Below are 14205 nucleotides of genomic sequence, written 5' to 3'. Positions count from 1 at the left end.
ATGGTGTCTGGGTGGCCGTGTTCAAGCCTTTAGTTCGAGCGTAATCGCAAGATCTGCGCCCCATCAAACGGGTCCGTCAGGTAATGCGCCTGCACCCCAAACGTGTCCTGCAACCGCTGCGGCGTCAGCACGTCCAGCGGCTTGCCCAGCGCCACCAACCGCCCGCGATCCAGCACCGCCAAGCGGTCACAGGTCAGCGCCTGGTTCAGGTCATGCAGCGCAATCAGCGTCGTCACCGGCAGCGCCTGCACACCTTTCAAGATCGCCAACTGGTGCTGGATATCCAGGTGGTTGGTCGGCTCATCCAGCAACAGAATCTGCGGCCGCTGCGCCAGGGCGCGGGCGATGTGTACGCGCTGGCGTTCGCCGCCGGAGAGGCTGCGCCACGCGCGATGGCTCAGGTGGGTGGCGTCCACGTCGTGCAGGGCCTGGCGCACGATGCTGTCGTCGTCAGCGGACCACGGGCTCAGCGCCGACAGCCACGGCGTGCGGCCCAGGGCCACGGCGTCGAACACGCGGATGGCGTCGTCGGTGTCGGCTTGTTGTTCGACCACCGCCAGTTGCTGCGCGATGGCGCGGCGGGACAGCTCACCCAGGCGTTGGCCGCCCAGGCGCACTTCGCCGTATGCAGGCGTGCGCAACCCGGCCAGCAGCTTGAGCAAGGTGGATTTACCGGAGCCGTTCGGCCCGACGATGCCGAGGGTTTCTCCCTGCGCCACGTCCAGATGAATATCGCGCAGCAACTCGGCGTCACGCACCTTGAAGCCCAGGCCGCGGCAACTGAGCATGCTCATCGTGCGTTCCTCCGCCCAATCAAGATCAGCGCAAACACCGGTGCGCCGACCAGCGCGGTGACCACGCCGACCGGAATCACCTGGCCCTTGATCAAGGTGCGCGACAGCACATCCGCCGCAATCAAGAACAACGCACCGCCCAGCGCGCTGGCCGGCAGCAAGCGCGAATGCCCGGTGCCCAGCAACAGGCGCACCGCGTGGGGAATCACCAGCCCGACAAAACCGATGGAGCCGACAATCGACACCATCACCGCCGTCACCAGCGCCGCGCAGCCCACCAGCACAAACTGCACGCGCCGCACCGGGATGCCGAGGGACGCCGCCGAATCGCTGCCAAAGGTGAACGCATCCAGCGCGCGGCGATGCCACAGGCACACCGCCAAACCCACGAGCGCCACCGGCACCGCCAGCCATACCGACGGCCAGCGCACGCCGCTGAGGTTGCCCAGCAACCAGAACATGATGCCGCGCGCCTGTTCGGAGCTGGCGGATTTGGTGATGAGGAACGCGGTCAGCGCATTGAACAGCTGCGAACCGGCAATGCCGGCGAGGATGATCTGCCCGGTGCCGCTGGACGAGCCGCTGGCCCGCGCGAGCAAAATCACCAGGGCGAACGCGGCCATCGCGCCGACAAACGCGCCGGCCGACAACGAGATCAAACCACCGCCCACGCCAATCAACGCCACCAATACCGCCCCGGTCGAGGCACCGGCACTGATGCCCAGCAGGTAGGGGTCGGCCAATGGGTTGCGCAGCAGCGACTGCAAGATCACCCCGCAGGTCGCCAGCCCGGCGCCGCACGCGGCGGCAACCAGGGCGCGGGTCAGGCGGTAGTTCCAGACCACGCCTTCGTCGATGGGGTCCAGCACGTAGCCGGCGCCCCACAGTTTATTGGCCAGCACCTGGAGCACGACCTGCGGCGAGATGGCGGTTTCGCCGATGGCCACGCCGGCGAGTACGGCGAGCAACAGCAGGGCCAGGGCGATCAGGGGACGGATCATTGCGGCAGGTCGTAGCCGTCGATGGCCGTGGCCAGTTGTTCCAGGCCATCGAACATGCGGATGCTGGCCTGCAACGCCAGGGCGTCGAGGATGATGATGCGGTTGTTTTTCACTGCGTCCATATTGCGCGTGACCGGGTCGCTGCGCAGGAAGGCGAGTTTCTTCTCGTGGTCGTCGGCGGGGTAGCGGCGACGGTCCATGCGGGCGATGACGAGGAAGGTCGGGTTGGCCTTGGCGATGGTTTCCCAGCCGACGGCGGGCCATTCTTCATCGGACTGCACCACGTTATGCAAACCGAGGGTTTGCAGCATGAATTCGGGGATGCCCTTGTGGCCGGCCACGTAGGGATCGCTGGCCATCTCGGCGCTGGAGAACCACACCAGCGCGCTGGCCTGCTTGAGGCCCTTGCTCTGCACGGTGGCGACGGACTTGGCCAGGCGTGCCTTGAGTTCGTCGTTCAGCTGTTGGCCGCGATCCTGGACGTCAAAAATCGCCGCCAGTTGGCTGATGCTTTTATAGATGGTGTCGATGCGAAACGGCTCCAGCCGCGTGCCGTCGGCGCCCACCAGGTTGTCCTTGCCTTCGCAGTCGGAGGGCAGCAGGTAGGTGGGGATTTTCAGTTCGTGAAACTGCTCGCGGGTGCCCACCACGCCCTGCGCGCCGACCACCCACTCCAGTTCGGCGGCCACCAGTTGCGGGCGCTTGGCGATCACCGCTTCGAAGCTCGGCTCGTTATTGGCCAGGCGCTCGATGCCGTTGTTCAGGGTCTTGAACTGCGGCAGTACGTTGTTGAACCACAGCGACGTGCCGACCACTTTCTCGCCCACGCCCAGGGCGTAGAGCATCTCGGTGGCGGCCTGGCCGATGGTCACGCTGCGTGCGGGGGCTTGTTGGAAGCTGAGGCTGCTGCCGCAGTTTTCCAGCGACAGCGGGTAGTGGGTCGGCGCGGCGTGGGCCAGGGCACAGAAACCCAGGCCGGTGAGCAGGGCGGTAACGCGTGGCAGCATGGGGCAATCTCCGTTGGGACCGTACAGTGGACTGGGGAGGTACGGTAGTGGAAATACACCCACGAACACGGCCGCCGGGGCCGCGCAAGGATGTCCTTCCCGGACACCCCGCCGGTTGGTGATAACGCTGGGCCGGCAGGTCTCCTGACTGGTGCGTCGTCGCCTCGCTCCGGCCTTCCCGGACAGCGTCCAGTGGCAGTGGGGAGCAGGCTCGGCACCTACAGTTGCGGGGGCAGTTCCGATTGGCGCGATGGGGCGCGCTGGGGATTCCCTGTTAGTCCCCTTCGGGAACCGGCGCGCCATGGTAGTCGATCGTGGTGCGAAGGGGGAGTTGCAACGGGGAAATCGCAGAACAAATGCGATCTCTGAGGGAACTGGCTTGTGTGGGAGCTGGCTTGCCTGCGATGGCGGCGGGTCAGCTTGCATCTCTTTAACTGACAGACCGCTATCGCAGGCAAGCCAGCTCCCACAGTTGGACTGTGTTGGTAGGGCTGACAGTGTTCGGACCCAGGTCTCACGGACACAGCCAATCCCTGTGGGAGCTGTCGAGCGCCAGCGAGGCTGCGAAGGCGGCGGCACTGGTTGCCTGGTTTATTTACGATCCAGCCACACAGTCTGCGCATTGCAGAACTCGCGCACGCCGAAGTGCGACAGCTCCCGGCCAAAGCCACTCTTCTTGATCCCGCCAAACGCGACCCGAGGGTCAGAGATGCTGAACGAGTTGACGAAGATCCCACCGGTTTCCAGGCGGTTGGCGATATCGCGGGCTTTCGCCGCATCGGTGGTGAAGATGCTCGCGGTGAGGCCAAACTCGCTGTCATTCGCCAGTGCAACGGCGTGGTCAGCGTCGCGGGCGGTGATGATCGAGGCGACGGGGCCGAACAGTTCCTGTTTGAACGAGGTCATCTGGTCGGTGACGTTGGCCAGTACGGTGGGCTCATAGTAGTTGCCTGCGCCTGGGACCTTATGGCCGCCCAGCAGCAGGGTCGCGCCTTCTTCCAGGGTGGCCTGGACCTGGCCGTGCAGCTCGTCGCGCAGGTCGAAGCGGGCCATCGGGCCGATGTAGGTGCTGGCGTCTGTCGGGTCGCCCATCACCAGCGCGCGGCTGGCTTCGAGGAACTTGGCGGTGAAGGCTTCTGCCACGCCGGCTTCGATGATCAGGCGCTTGGCGGCAGCGCAGACTTGGCCGCTGTTCTGGAAGCGGCCGATCAACGCAGCTTGTACGGCGGCGTCGAGGTCGGCGTCGTTGAGCACGATGAACGGGTCGGAGCCGCCCAGTTCCAGCACGCATTTTTTCAGCGCGGCACCGGCCTGGGAGCCGATGGCGATACCGGCGCGCACGCTGCCGGTGAGGGTGACGGCAGCGATGCGTGGGTCGGCGATGGCTTTGGACACACCGTCCGGAGTCACGTTGAGCACTTCGAACAAACCGTCAGCGAAGCCGGCCTTTTTGAAGGCTTGCAGGATCAGGTAGGCGCTGCCCATCACGTTGGGTGCGTGCTTGAGCACGTAGGTGTTGCCGGCGAGCATGGTCGGCACGGCGCCGCGCAGCACTTGCCAGACCGGGAAGTTCCACGGCATCACGGCGAGGATCGGGCCCAGCGGGCGGTATTCGATCTGGGCGCTGCCGTTGTCCACCAGGGTCGGCTCCGGCGCGAGCATGGCCGGGCCTTGGGCGGCGTACCACTCGCTGAGCTGGGCGCATTTTTCGATTTCGGCACGGGCCTGGGCGATGGGCTTGCCCATTTCCAGGGTGATCATCTGCGCCATGTCTTCGGCTTGCTCGCGCAGGGCGGCGGCCAGGGCCAGCAACAGCTCGGCGCGCTGGCTGACCGGCTGGCGGCGCCAGGTGCGGAAGGCGGTGGTGGAACGGTCGAGGGCGGCGTCCAGCTGCGACTCGCTTTCGTATGGGTAGCTGCCGACGGTTTCGCCGTTGGCCGGGTTGATCGAGAGGGCGTGGGTGGTCGCGTTCATGGCACCGTCCTGCTGAATGAGTAAGTGGGGTTCAGCCTACGGGGCTGGCTCTTTTCTGGAAACTGAATAATATTAAGCAATACGTTCACGATTGGAGAATGACTTGGACCTGGTGCAGCTGGAAATCTTCAAGGCCGTTGCCGAGCAAGGCAGCATCAGCGCCGCCGCGCAGTTGATTCATCGGGTGCCGTCGAACCTGACCACCCGTATCAAGCAACTGGAGCAGGACCTGGGCGTGGAGTTGTTTATCCGCGAGAAGAGCCGCCTGCGTCTGTCGCCAGCGGGCTGGAATTTCCTCGGCTATGCGCGGCGCATCCTCGACCTGGTGCAGGAAGCCCGCGCGACGGTGGCGGGGGAGGAGCCCCAGGGCGCGTTTGCCCTCGGCTCACTGGAAAGCACCGCGGCGGTGCGTATCCCGGCCTTGCTCGCGGCCTACAACCAGAAACACACCAAAGTCGAACTGGACCTGAGCACCGGGCCGTCGGGCACCATGATCGAAGGCGTGCTGTCGGGGCGCCTGGCGGCGGCGTTTGTCGATGGGCCGGTGTTGCATGCAACGCTGGAAGGCGTGGCGGTGTTTGAGGAAGAGATGGTGGTGATCGCGCCGCTGCATCACGCGCCCATCACCCGGGGCCAGGATGTGAATGGCGAGAACATCTACACCTTTCGCTCGAACTGCTCGTACCGGCACCACTTTGAGCGCTGGTTCTCCCAGGATGGCGCAGTGCCGGGCAAGATCTTCGAGATCGAGTCGTACCACGGCATGCTCGCCTGCGTCAGCGCCGGCGCGGGCTTGGCCCTGATGCCGCGCAGCATGCTGGAAAGCATGCCGGGGTTTGCGGCGGTGAGCGTGTGGCCGTTGATGGACAGCTTTCGGGTGTTGCACACCTGGCTGATCTGGCGGCGGGGGACGGTGTCGCAGAGCCTGAACAGCTTTGTGAAGCTGCTGGAAGAACGCGTTCTAGAGCCAACATAGATCAAGTGTGGGAGCTGGCTTGCCTGCGATGGCATCAACTGGGTGGACCTGATGTACCGAGTCGCCTGCATCGCAGGCAAGCCAGCTCCCACAGTTTGATCGGTGCTAGCCGCCGAATTGCAGGGTGCCCATGGCGAGCTTGGTCATCAGTGCTGTCGCACCCAGTTGCACCAGCCATAGAGCCAGGCCACCAAGGAACACACCCAGGGCCACCTGCAACACTAGGCTTTTCTGCCGCTTAACCTGCGGCGCGCGCGGCGTGTAGTCATCCAGCTCATCGCGGTCGGCACGCAGGTCCAGGTCGTCGTTTCTCATAAGGCTCTCACAGCAAAGGGGCGGGCAAGGTTCAGTCTAGGGGCTGGCGACAAAAAAGGGGAAGCCATTGGCTTCCCCTTCTGTGCAACGGTTACCGGCTTACAGCACCTGAACGATTGCCTTTGTGACCGCGTCGATGTTCGACTGGTTCAACGCCGCGACACAGATACGGCCCGTGTCGAGGGCGTAGATGCCGAACTCGTTGCGCAGGCGGGTGACCTGCTCAACGCTCAGGCCGGAGTAGGAAAACATCCCACGCTGGCGACCGACAAAGCTGAAGTCATGGCCCGGAGCAGCCTTGGCCAATTCCGACACCATTTGCTCACGCATGCCACGGATGCGCAGGCGCATTTCGGCCAGTTCGGCTTCCCACTGCGCGCGCAGCTCAGGGCTGTTCAGCACCGCAGCGACAATCGCCGCGCCGTGGGTCGGCGGGTTGGAGTAGTTGGTGCGGATCACGCGTTTGACCTGGGACAGGATGCGCGCGCTTTCTTCCTTGGACTCGCCGACGATGGACAGCGCGCCGACGCGTTCGCCGTACAGCGAGAACGACTTGGAGAACGAGCTGGACACAAAGAAGGTCAGGCCCGATTCAGCAAACAGGCGCACCGCGGCGGCGTCTTCGTGGATGCCGTCGCCAAAGCCCTGGTAGGCCATGTCGAGGAACGGCACGAGGTTCTTGGCCTTGACCACGTCCAGCACGTTCTGCCAGTCGGCCGGGCTCAGGTCGACGCCGGTCGGGTTGTGGCAGCAGGCGTGCAGCACCACGATGGATTGTGGCGGCAGGGCGTTGAGGTCTTCGAGCAGGCCGGCACGGTTGACGTCGTGGGTGGCGGCGTCGTAGTAGCGGTAGTTCTGCACCGGGAAGCCGGCGGTTTCGAACAGCGCGCGGTGGTTTTCCCAGCTTGGGTCGCTGATCGCTACGACGGCGTCTGGCAGCAGTTGCTTGAGGAAGTCAGCGCCGATTTTCAGTGCGCCGGTGCCGCCAACCGCTTGCACGGTGGTGACGCGGCCAGCGGTCAGCAGCGGCGATTCAGCGCCAAACAGCAGGGTTTGCACGGCCTTGTCGTAGGCCGCGATGCCGTCGATTGGCAAGTAGCCACGGGCGGCGTGTTGCGCCACGCGAATGGCTTCCGCTTCGGCAACGGCACGCAAGAGTGGAATCTTCCCCTCCTCGTTGCAGTAAACGCCTACGCCAAGGTTGACCTTGGTGGTTCGTGTATCGGCGTTGAATGCTTCGTTGAGGCCCAGGATAGGATCGCGTGGTGCCATTTCGACAGCGGAGAACAGGCTCATTTTTGCGGCAGCTCTATGGGGGAAAGGAGGGACGTGTCGCGCTCCAGCCGAATGCACTAGAGCGGTGCACAAACGGGGAGCTAGTATAGAGGCCATCACCGCCTGAGGCGACAACCGAAACGGCTTTTCGGCCAAGTTTTTCGGTTTATTTGCTGACCGTTAGTCTTATTGCAACATTGACCGTTCAGGGCGTGTAGGACGATTGCCTTGAAACCCGTCACATTCGCCACCACTTCTACGGCTATCATGGTTTTTTCCTGCTGCCCGCTCTGAATCTTCGCGGGGAGCGGTCTTTTTCGTTCCCGACGGGTTTACAGTCTGGGGTGATTTCAAGAGGTACGTTATGTCGGATTTCCAACTCGTCACCCGCTTTGAACCCGCCGGCGACCAACCCGAGGCGATTCGCCTGATGGTCGAGGGCATCGAGGCCGGCCTGGCCCACCAGACGCTGCTCGGGGTGACCGGTTCGGGCAAGACCTTCAGCATTGCCAACGTGATCGCCCAGGTTAACCGGCCCACCTTGGTGCTGGCGCCGAACAAGACCCTGGCTGCGCAGTTGTATGGCGAGTTCAAGTCGTTCTTCCCGAACAACGCCGTCGAGTACTTCGTTTCCTACTACGACTACTACCAGCCCGAAGCCTATGTGCCGTCCTCCGATACCTTTATCGAGAAGGATGCGTCGATCAACGACCACATCGAGCAGATGCGGCTGTCGGCGACCAAGGCGCTGCTGGAGCGCAAGGACGCGATCATCGTCACCACGGTGTCGTGCATCTACGGCCTGGGCAGCCCGGAAAGCTATCTGAAGATGGTGCTGCACGTGGATCGCGGCGACAAACTCGACCAGCGCGAAGTGCTGCGCCGCCTGGCGGATTTGCAATACACCCGCAATGACATGGACTTTGCCCGCGCCACCTTCCGCGTGCGCGGCGATGTGATCGACGTGTACCCGGCCGAATCCGATCTGGAAGCGATTCGCATCGAGCTGTTTGACGATGAAGTCGAGAGCCTGTCGGCCTTCGACCCGTTGACCGGCGAGGTGATCCGCAAGCTGCCGCGCTTCACCTTCTATCCGAAAAGCCACTACGTCACCCCGCGCGAAACCTTGATGGACGCCGTCGAGCACATCAAGGTGGAACTGGCCGAGCGCCTGGAATACCTGCGTTCCAACAACAAGCTGGTGGAAGCCCAGCGCCTGGAGCAGCGCACCCGTTTCGACCTGGAGATGATCCTGGAGCTGGGTTACTGCAACGGCATCGAAAACTACTCGCGCTACCTCTCGGGCCGCGAATCGGGTGCGCCGCCGCCGACTTTGTATGACTACCTGCCGGCCGACGCATTGTTGGTGATCGACGAATCCCACGTCAGCGTGCCGCAGGTCGGCGCGATGTATAAGGGCGACCGCTCGCGTAAAGAGACGCTGGTGGAATATGGCTTCCGCCTGCCGTCGGCGCTGGACAACCGGCCGATGCGTTTCGACGAATGGGAAAGCATCAGCCCGCAGACCATCTTTGTCTCCGCCACGCCGGGCAACTACGAGGCCGAGCATGCCGGCCGGGTGATCGAGCAGTTGGTGCGCCCGACCGGCCTGGTGGACCCGCAGATCGAAATCCGTCCGGCGCTGACCCAGGTCGACGATCTGCTCTCCGAAATCAACAAGCGCGTGGCCCTGGAGGAGCGGGTGCTGGTCACCACGCTGACCAAGCGCATGTCCGAAGACTTGACCGACTACCTGGCCGATCACGGCGTGCGCGTGCGCTACCTGCACTCGGACATCGACACCGTGGAGCGCGTGGAAATCATCCGCGACCTGCGCCTGGGCACCTTTGATGTGCTGGTGGGGATCAACCTGCTGCGGGAAGGTTTGGATATGCCGGAAGTGTCGCTGGTGGCGATCCTCGATGCCGACAAGGAAGGTTTCTTGCGCTCCGAGCGCTCGCTGATCCAGACCATCGGCCGCGCGGCGCGTAACCTCAATGGCCGGGCGATTCTCTACGCCGACCGCATCACCGGCTCCATGGAGCGCGCGATTGGCGAGACCGAGCGCCGTCGCGACAAGCAGATTGCCTTTAACCTGGCCAACGGCATTACGCCCAAGGGCGTGTTCAAGGATGTCGCCGACATCATGGAAGGCGCCGTCGTGCCGGGCTCGCGTAGCAAGAAGCGCAAGGGCATGGCCAAGGCCGCCGAGGAAAGCGCCAAGTACGAAAGCGAACTGCGCTCGCCGAGTGAGATCACCAAGCGCATTCGCCAGTTGGAAGAGAAGATGTACCAGTTGGCGCGGGATCTGGAGTTTGAGGCGGCGGCGCAGACGCGGGATGAGATTGGCAAGTTGCGGGAGCGGCTGCTGGCTGTTTGATTTGTAGTGACTGGGCTGGCCTCATCGCGGGCAAGCCCGCTCCCACAGTTGACCGTGTTCTAACTTTGAAATGCAGTCAAATGTGGGAGCTGGCTTGCCTGCGATGGAGGCAACTCGGTCTCAATGACTCTCCCCAGCCTTCAACCCCGCCGGCAACGCCTTGGTCAACAACACCGCAACCATGCTGATCCCCAACGCCAACCCGACAAAGTGAAACGCATCGTTGTAGGCCATGATCTGCGCCTGCTGGTGCGCTATCTCACTGAGCTTGCCCAGCGCCGCCGTGTCGCTGCCGAACGTCTGCGCCAACGTCGCCAAGCGCTCCGCCACCTGCGGGTTGGTCGGCACCAGTGCCTCGCGTAAATAATCGAAGTAGGTCTTGGTCCGCGCATCCAGCAAGGTCGCCAGCAGCGCAATGCCGATGGCGCCGCCAAGGTTACGCAGGATATTGAACAGGCTCGACGCCGAACCCGCGTCCTGGGGCAGGATGTAGGCGGTGGCGATCAACGAGATGGTGACCATGATCAGCGGCTGCCCAAGGGCGCGGATGATCTGGATCTGGTTGAACTGGCTGCCGGCGAAGTCGGGGTTGAGCACCCCCGAGGAAAAACTCGCCAGGCCGAACAGGCCGAATCCCACGGTGCATAGCCATTTCGGCGACACGTATTTCATCAGCTTGGGCACCAGCGGGATCAGAAACAGCTGGGGCACGCCCATCCACATGATCACTTCGCCGATCTGCAGCGCGTTGTAGTTCTGGATCTGCGCCAGGTACAGCGGCAACAGGTAGATCGAGCCGTACAGGCCCACGCCCATGCCCAGGCTGGCGATGCTCGACAGGCCGAAATTGCGGTTGGCGAGGATGCCCAGGTTGATCAGCGGGTTGGGCTTGGAGAGCTGCACGATGACAAAGGTGATCAGGCTGAGCAGGGCGATGCTGCCGAGGCTGACGATCAGGCTGGATTCGAGCCAGTCCTTGCGGTGGCCTTCTTCGAGGAACACCTGCAAGCAGCCAAGGCCCACCGCGAGGGTGACGATGCCCAGGTAGTCGGTGCTTTTCAGCAGGTCCCAGTTCGACGCCTTTTTCTCCAGGCCGTAGAGCAGCCCGGCGATCATCAGCAGGCCCGGCGGCACGTTGATGTAGAAGATGTACTCCCAGCCCCAGTTCTCGGTGAGCCAGCCGCCGATGGTCGGGCCGATGGAGGGGGCGAAGGTGGCCGTCATGGCGAACATCGCCATGCCTTTGGCGCGGTGGTGTTCGGGCAGCTTGATCAGGGTGAGGGTGAACGCCAGCGGGATCAGCGCGCCGCCGGTGAAGCCTTGCAGGGCGCGGAACACGATCATGCTTTCCAGGCTCCAGGCCATGGAGCACATCAGCGAGGCGATCAGGAACCCCACCGACACCCACACCGCCAGCCGCCGCGCCGAGAGCAGCTGCACCAGCCAGGCGGTGAGGGGGATCATGATGATTTCGGCGACAAGGTAGGAGGTGGAAATCCACGAGCCTTCTTCCAGGGTGGCTGACAGCGCGCCCTGGATGTCCTTGAGCGACGAGTTGGTGATCTGGATGTCGAGCACCGCCATGAACGCGCCGAGCATCACGCTCATCACCGCGATCCAGTCGCGCCGGGTCGGTTCGCCGACCGGGCGCAGCAGTTGATCACCGGCCATCGGGCTGGTCTTGGATGTTCACTTTGACGGTCACGGACATGCCGGGACGGATCTTGCCGTGCAGCGGGTTATCCGCGGCGAACGTGAGTTTTACCGGAATCCGTTGTACGACTTTGGTGAAGTTGCCCGTGGCGTTGTCCGGTGGCAGCAGGCTGAACTGCGCGCCGGAGGCGGCGAACAGGCTGTCCACTCGGGCGTCGATGGGTGTGTCGGCATAGGCGTCGAAGGTCAGTTGGGCCTTTTGCCCGGGTTGCATGTGGCCGATCTGGGTCTCCTTGAAGTTGGCCTGGATCCAGATGTCCTGGTCGGGAACGATGGACAGCAGGTAGGCGCCGGCCTGCACGTACTGGCCGTTGCGCGCGGCGCGCTGGCCGACGAGGCCGCTGATGGGCGCATGGATCTCGCTGCGGGTGAGGTTGAGTTCGGCCTGGGCCAGGTCGGTCCTGGCGTTGGCGATCAGCGCGTCGAGGCGCTTGATTTCGGCGTTGAGGGCGTTGACCTGCTGACGCTGGCCCTGCAAATCGGCCTCGGCCATGGTCACCTGGGAGCGGGCGATGTGGTTGTCGGCGGACAGGGTAGTCACGCGTTCTTCCGAGACATAGCCGGGTTTGCGCAGGGTTTCGGCGCGGGACAAGTCGATCTGCGAACGGCCCAGGCTGGCCTGGCTTGACGCAACCCTGGCTGCGCCGGCGGCGATCAGGCTGGCTTGTTGGGTGAGCTTGCTCTGGGCCTGGGTGCGTTCGGCCTCGCGCATGGCCAGGGCGGCGTTGGCGCGGTCGACGGCGAGGTGGAAGTCGTCGCCTTCGAGTTGCACCAGGAGCTGGCCTTTTTGCACGTGTTCGTTGTCACCCACCTTGACCTCGACGATGCGCGCGCCGAGCTGGCTGGAGACGCGGGTGATTTCGCCCTGCACGTAGGCGTTGTCGGTGCTTTCATAGAAGCGGCCCTTGAAGAACCAGTGGGCGAAGAAGCCCAGGCCGATCAGGATCACGATAAACACGAAGATAAACAGGCGGCGCTTCAATGGGGCTGGCATGGGGGCAGTGTCTGTAACAAGAGGTAATGGAATATAGCCACCCAAGCATCTGTCCAATAGCCATGACTGGCGTTGAGACCGAAGCTTGGCCTAAATGCCATGCTCGATAGGGTGGGTGCTGGAGCCCAAGTGCCGAGGGCTGTTACCATTCGCCCCTTGTTTCAATTCCAGTTTCATCGCCCATTCGAGACCCGCCATGACCACCGTCCGCACGCGCATCGCGCCATCGCCTACTGGGGATCCCCACGTCGGCACTGCCTACATCGCCTTGTTCAACTACTGCTTTGCCAAGCAGCACGGTGGTGAATTCATCCTGCGGATCGAAGACACCGACCAGGTGCGCTCGACCCGTGAGTCGGAGCAGCAGATTTTCGATGCCCTGCGCTGGTTGGGCATTACCTGGGCCGAAGGCCCGGACGTCGGCGGCCCCCACGGCCCGTATCGCCAGAGCGAGCGCAGCGACATCTACAAGCAGTACACCCAGCAACTGGTCGACATGGGGCATGCGTTCCCGTGCTTCTGCACCGCTGAAGAACTCGACCAGATGCGCGCCGAGCAACAGGCCCGCGGCGAAACCCCGCGCTACGATGGCCGCGCACTGCTGCTGTCCAAGGAAGAAGTGGCGCAGCGCCTGGCGGCCGGCGAGCCCCACGTGATCCGCATGAAAGTGCCGAGCGAAGGCGTGTGCGTGGTGCCGGACATGCTGCGCGGTGACGTCGAGATCCCGTGGGACCGCATGGACATGCAAGTGCTGATGAAGACCGACGGCCTGCCGACGTACTTCCTGGCCAACGTGGTCGATGACCACCTGATGGGCATCACCCACGTGCTGCGCGGCGAAGAATGGCTGCCGTCGGCGCCGAAGCTGATCCTGCTCTACGAATACTTCGGCTGGGAACAGCCGCAGCTGTGCTACATGCCGCTGCTGCGTAACCCGGACAAGAGCAAGCTGTCCAAGCGCAAGAACCCGACCTCGGTGACGTTCTACGAGCGCATGGGCTTTATGCCGGAAGCGATGCTCAACTACCTGGGCCGCATGGGTTGGTCGATGCCGGACGAGCGCGAGAAGTTCTCGTTGCAGGAAATGGTCGATAACTTTGATCTGTCCCGCGTCTCGTTGGGTGGGCCGATATTCGACATCGAGAAGCTGTCGTGGCTCAACGGCCAGTGGCTGCGTGACCTGCCGGTGGAAGAATTCGCCAGCCGTGTGCAGCAGTGGGCGCTGAACCCTGAGTACATGATGAAGATCGCGCCGCTGGTGCAGGGCAGGGTGGAGACATTCAGCCAGGTCGCGCCGTTGGCCAGCTTCTTCTTTGCCGGGGGTGTGAACCCGGATGCCAAGTTGTTCGAATCCAAGAAGCTCTCGGGCGACCAGGTGCGCCAGTTGATGCAGTTGATCCTGTGGAAGCTGGAAAGCCTGCGTCAGTGGGAGAAGGATGCGATCACCGCGACGATCCAGGCGGTGGTGGAATCCCTCGAATTGAAATTGCGCGACGCCATGCCGCTGATGTTTGCCGCGATCACCGGGCAGGCGAGTTCGGTGTCGGTGCTGGATGCGATGGAAATTCTCGGCCCGGACCTCACCCGTTTCCGTCTGCGCCAAGCCCTTGATTTGCTTGGTGGTGTCTCGAAGAAAGAAAACAAAGAGTGGGAAAAGCTGCTGGGCGCTATCGCTTAATCAGCCCGTTGCAACGGCGAAACCCCGGTTTTCCGGGGTTTCGCCGGTAAGTGATTGTTATCCCGGCAAAAAACTTTGGAAAATGTTGAAAATAAATT

11 protein-coding genes and 1 riboswitch are annotated in these 14205 nt (G+C 63.2%); of the genes, 3 read left to right on the top strand and 8 right to left on the bottom strand.

Going from position 1 to position 14205, the window contains the following annotated elements; translation table 11 throughout:
- Window positions 1-29: 29 nt before the first annotated feature.
- The 4 genes from PSH87_RS18865 to PSH87_RS18850 all read right to left on the bottom strand — a co-directional run bounded on the left by PSH87_RS18865 (window position 30) and on the right by PSH87_RS18850 (window position 4776).
- The gene (locus PSH87_RS18865; RefSeq protein ID WP_305430648.1) at window positions 30-794 is read right to left on the bottom strand and encodes an ABC transporter ATP-binding protein; all 765 of its coding nucleotides are present in this window, start codon (window positions 792-794) and stop codon (window positions 30-32) included.
- Complete coding sequence (locus PSH87_RS18860) at window positions 791-1795, bottom strand: iron ABC transporter permease (RefSeq protein ID WP_207046830.1); 1005 nt, start codon at window positions 1793-1795, stop codon at window positions 791-793. Before PSH87_RS18860 ends, PSH87_RS18865 begins: the two co-directional genes overlap by 4 nt.
- Entirely contained in the window at window positions 1792-2802 is a 1011-nt protein-coding gene (locus tag PSH87_RS18855) for an ABC transporter substrate-binding protein (protein WP_305430644.1), read from the bottom strand. The genes PSH87_RS18860 and PSH87_RS18855 overlap by 4 nt, the downstream gene beginning before the upstream one ends.
- 116 nt (window positions 2803-2918) lie before the next feature.
- Window positions 2919-3113: riboswitch (cobalamin riboswitch) on the bottom strand.
- Between the two features lie 280 nt (window positions 3114-3393).
- Window positions 3394-4776 (bottom strand): aldehyde dehydrogenase family protein, encoded by a 1383-nt coding sequence (locus PSH87_RS18850; RefSeq protein ID WP_305430643.1) that lies wholly within the window; start codon window positions 4774-4776, stop codon window positions 3394-3396.
- Window positions 4777-4879: 103 nt separating this feature from the next.
- Between PSH87_RS18850 and PSH87_RS18845 the strand changes: the two genes are divergently transcribed.
- Window positions 4880-5752, top strand: a complete 873-nt coding sequence (locus PSH87_RS18845; protein ID WP_305430641.1) for a LysR family transcriptional regulator — start codon at window positions 4880-4882, stop codon at window positions 5750-5752.
- 105 nt (window positions 5753-5857) lie between these two features.
- Here PSH87_RS18845 and PSH87_RS18840 read toward each other — a convergent pair whose 3' ends face one another.
- Entirely contained in the window at window positions 5858-6067 is a 210-nt protein-coding gene (locus PSH87_RS18840) for a hypothetical protein (RefSeq protein ID WP_017737877.1), read from the bottom strand.
- A gap of 99 nt (window positions 6068-6166) precedes the next feature.
- Complete coding sequence (locus PSH87_RS18835; protein WP_017737876.1) at window positions 6167-7363, bottom strand: amino acid aminotransferase; 1197 nt, start codon at window positions 7361-7363, stop codon at window positions 6167-6169.
- A gap of 343 nt (window positions 7364-7706) precedes the next feature.
- On the opposite strand from PSH87_RS18835, the gene uvrB reads away from it, so the two are divergent.
- Entirely contained in the window at window positions 7707-9722 is a 2016-nt protein-coding gene (gene uvrB, locus PSH87_RS18830) for an excinuclease ABC subunit UvrB (RefSeq protein WP_305430638.1), read from the top strand.
- A gap of 120 nt (window positions 9723-9842) precedes the next feature.
- On the opposite strand, the gene PSH87_RS18825 is transcribed toward uvrB, so the two are convergent.
- Both PSH87_RS18825 and PSH87_RS18820 read right to left on the bottom strand, forming a co-directional pair.
- Window positions 9843-11333 (bottom strand): MDR family MFS transporter, encoded by a 1491-nt coding sequence (locus tag PSH87_RS18825; protein WP_177325343.1) that lies wholly within the window; start codon window positions 11331-11333, stop codon window positions 9843-9845.
- Between the two features lie 49 nt (window positions 11334-11382).
- Complete coding sequence (locus tag PSH87_RS18820; protein ID WP_305430637.1) at window positions 11383-12429, bottom strand: HlyD family secretion protein; 1047 nt, start codon at window positions 12427-12429, stop codon at window positions 11383-11385.
- A 196-nt stretch (window positions 12430-12625) separates the two neighbouring features.
- On the opposite strand from PSH87_RS18820, the gene gltX reads away from it, so the two are divergent.
- Complete coding sequence (gene gltX, locus PSH87_RS18815; RefSeq protein WP_017737872.1) at window positions 12626-14107, top strand: glutamate--tRNA ligase; 1482 nt, start codon at window positions 12626-12628, stop codon at window positions 14105-14107.
- The last annotated feature ends 98 nt before the right edge of the window (window positions 14108-14205 follow it).

It is taken from the genome of Pseudomonas sp. FP453, from assembly GCF_030687495.1.
Lineage (GTDB): Bacteria > Pseudomonadota > Gammaproteobacteria > Pseudomonadales > Pseudomonadaceae > Aquipseudomonas.
The sequence above is the reverse complement of the archived record's forward strand: the minus strand, read 5'-3'. Positions and strand labels throughout refer to the sequence as shown.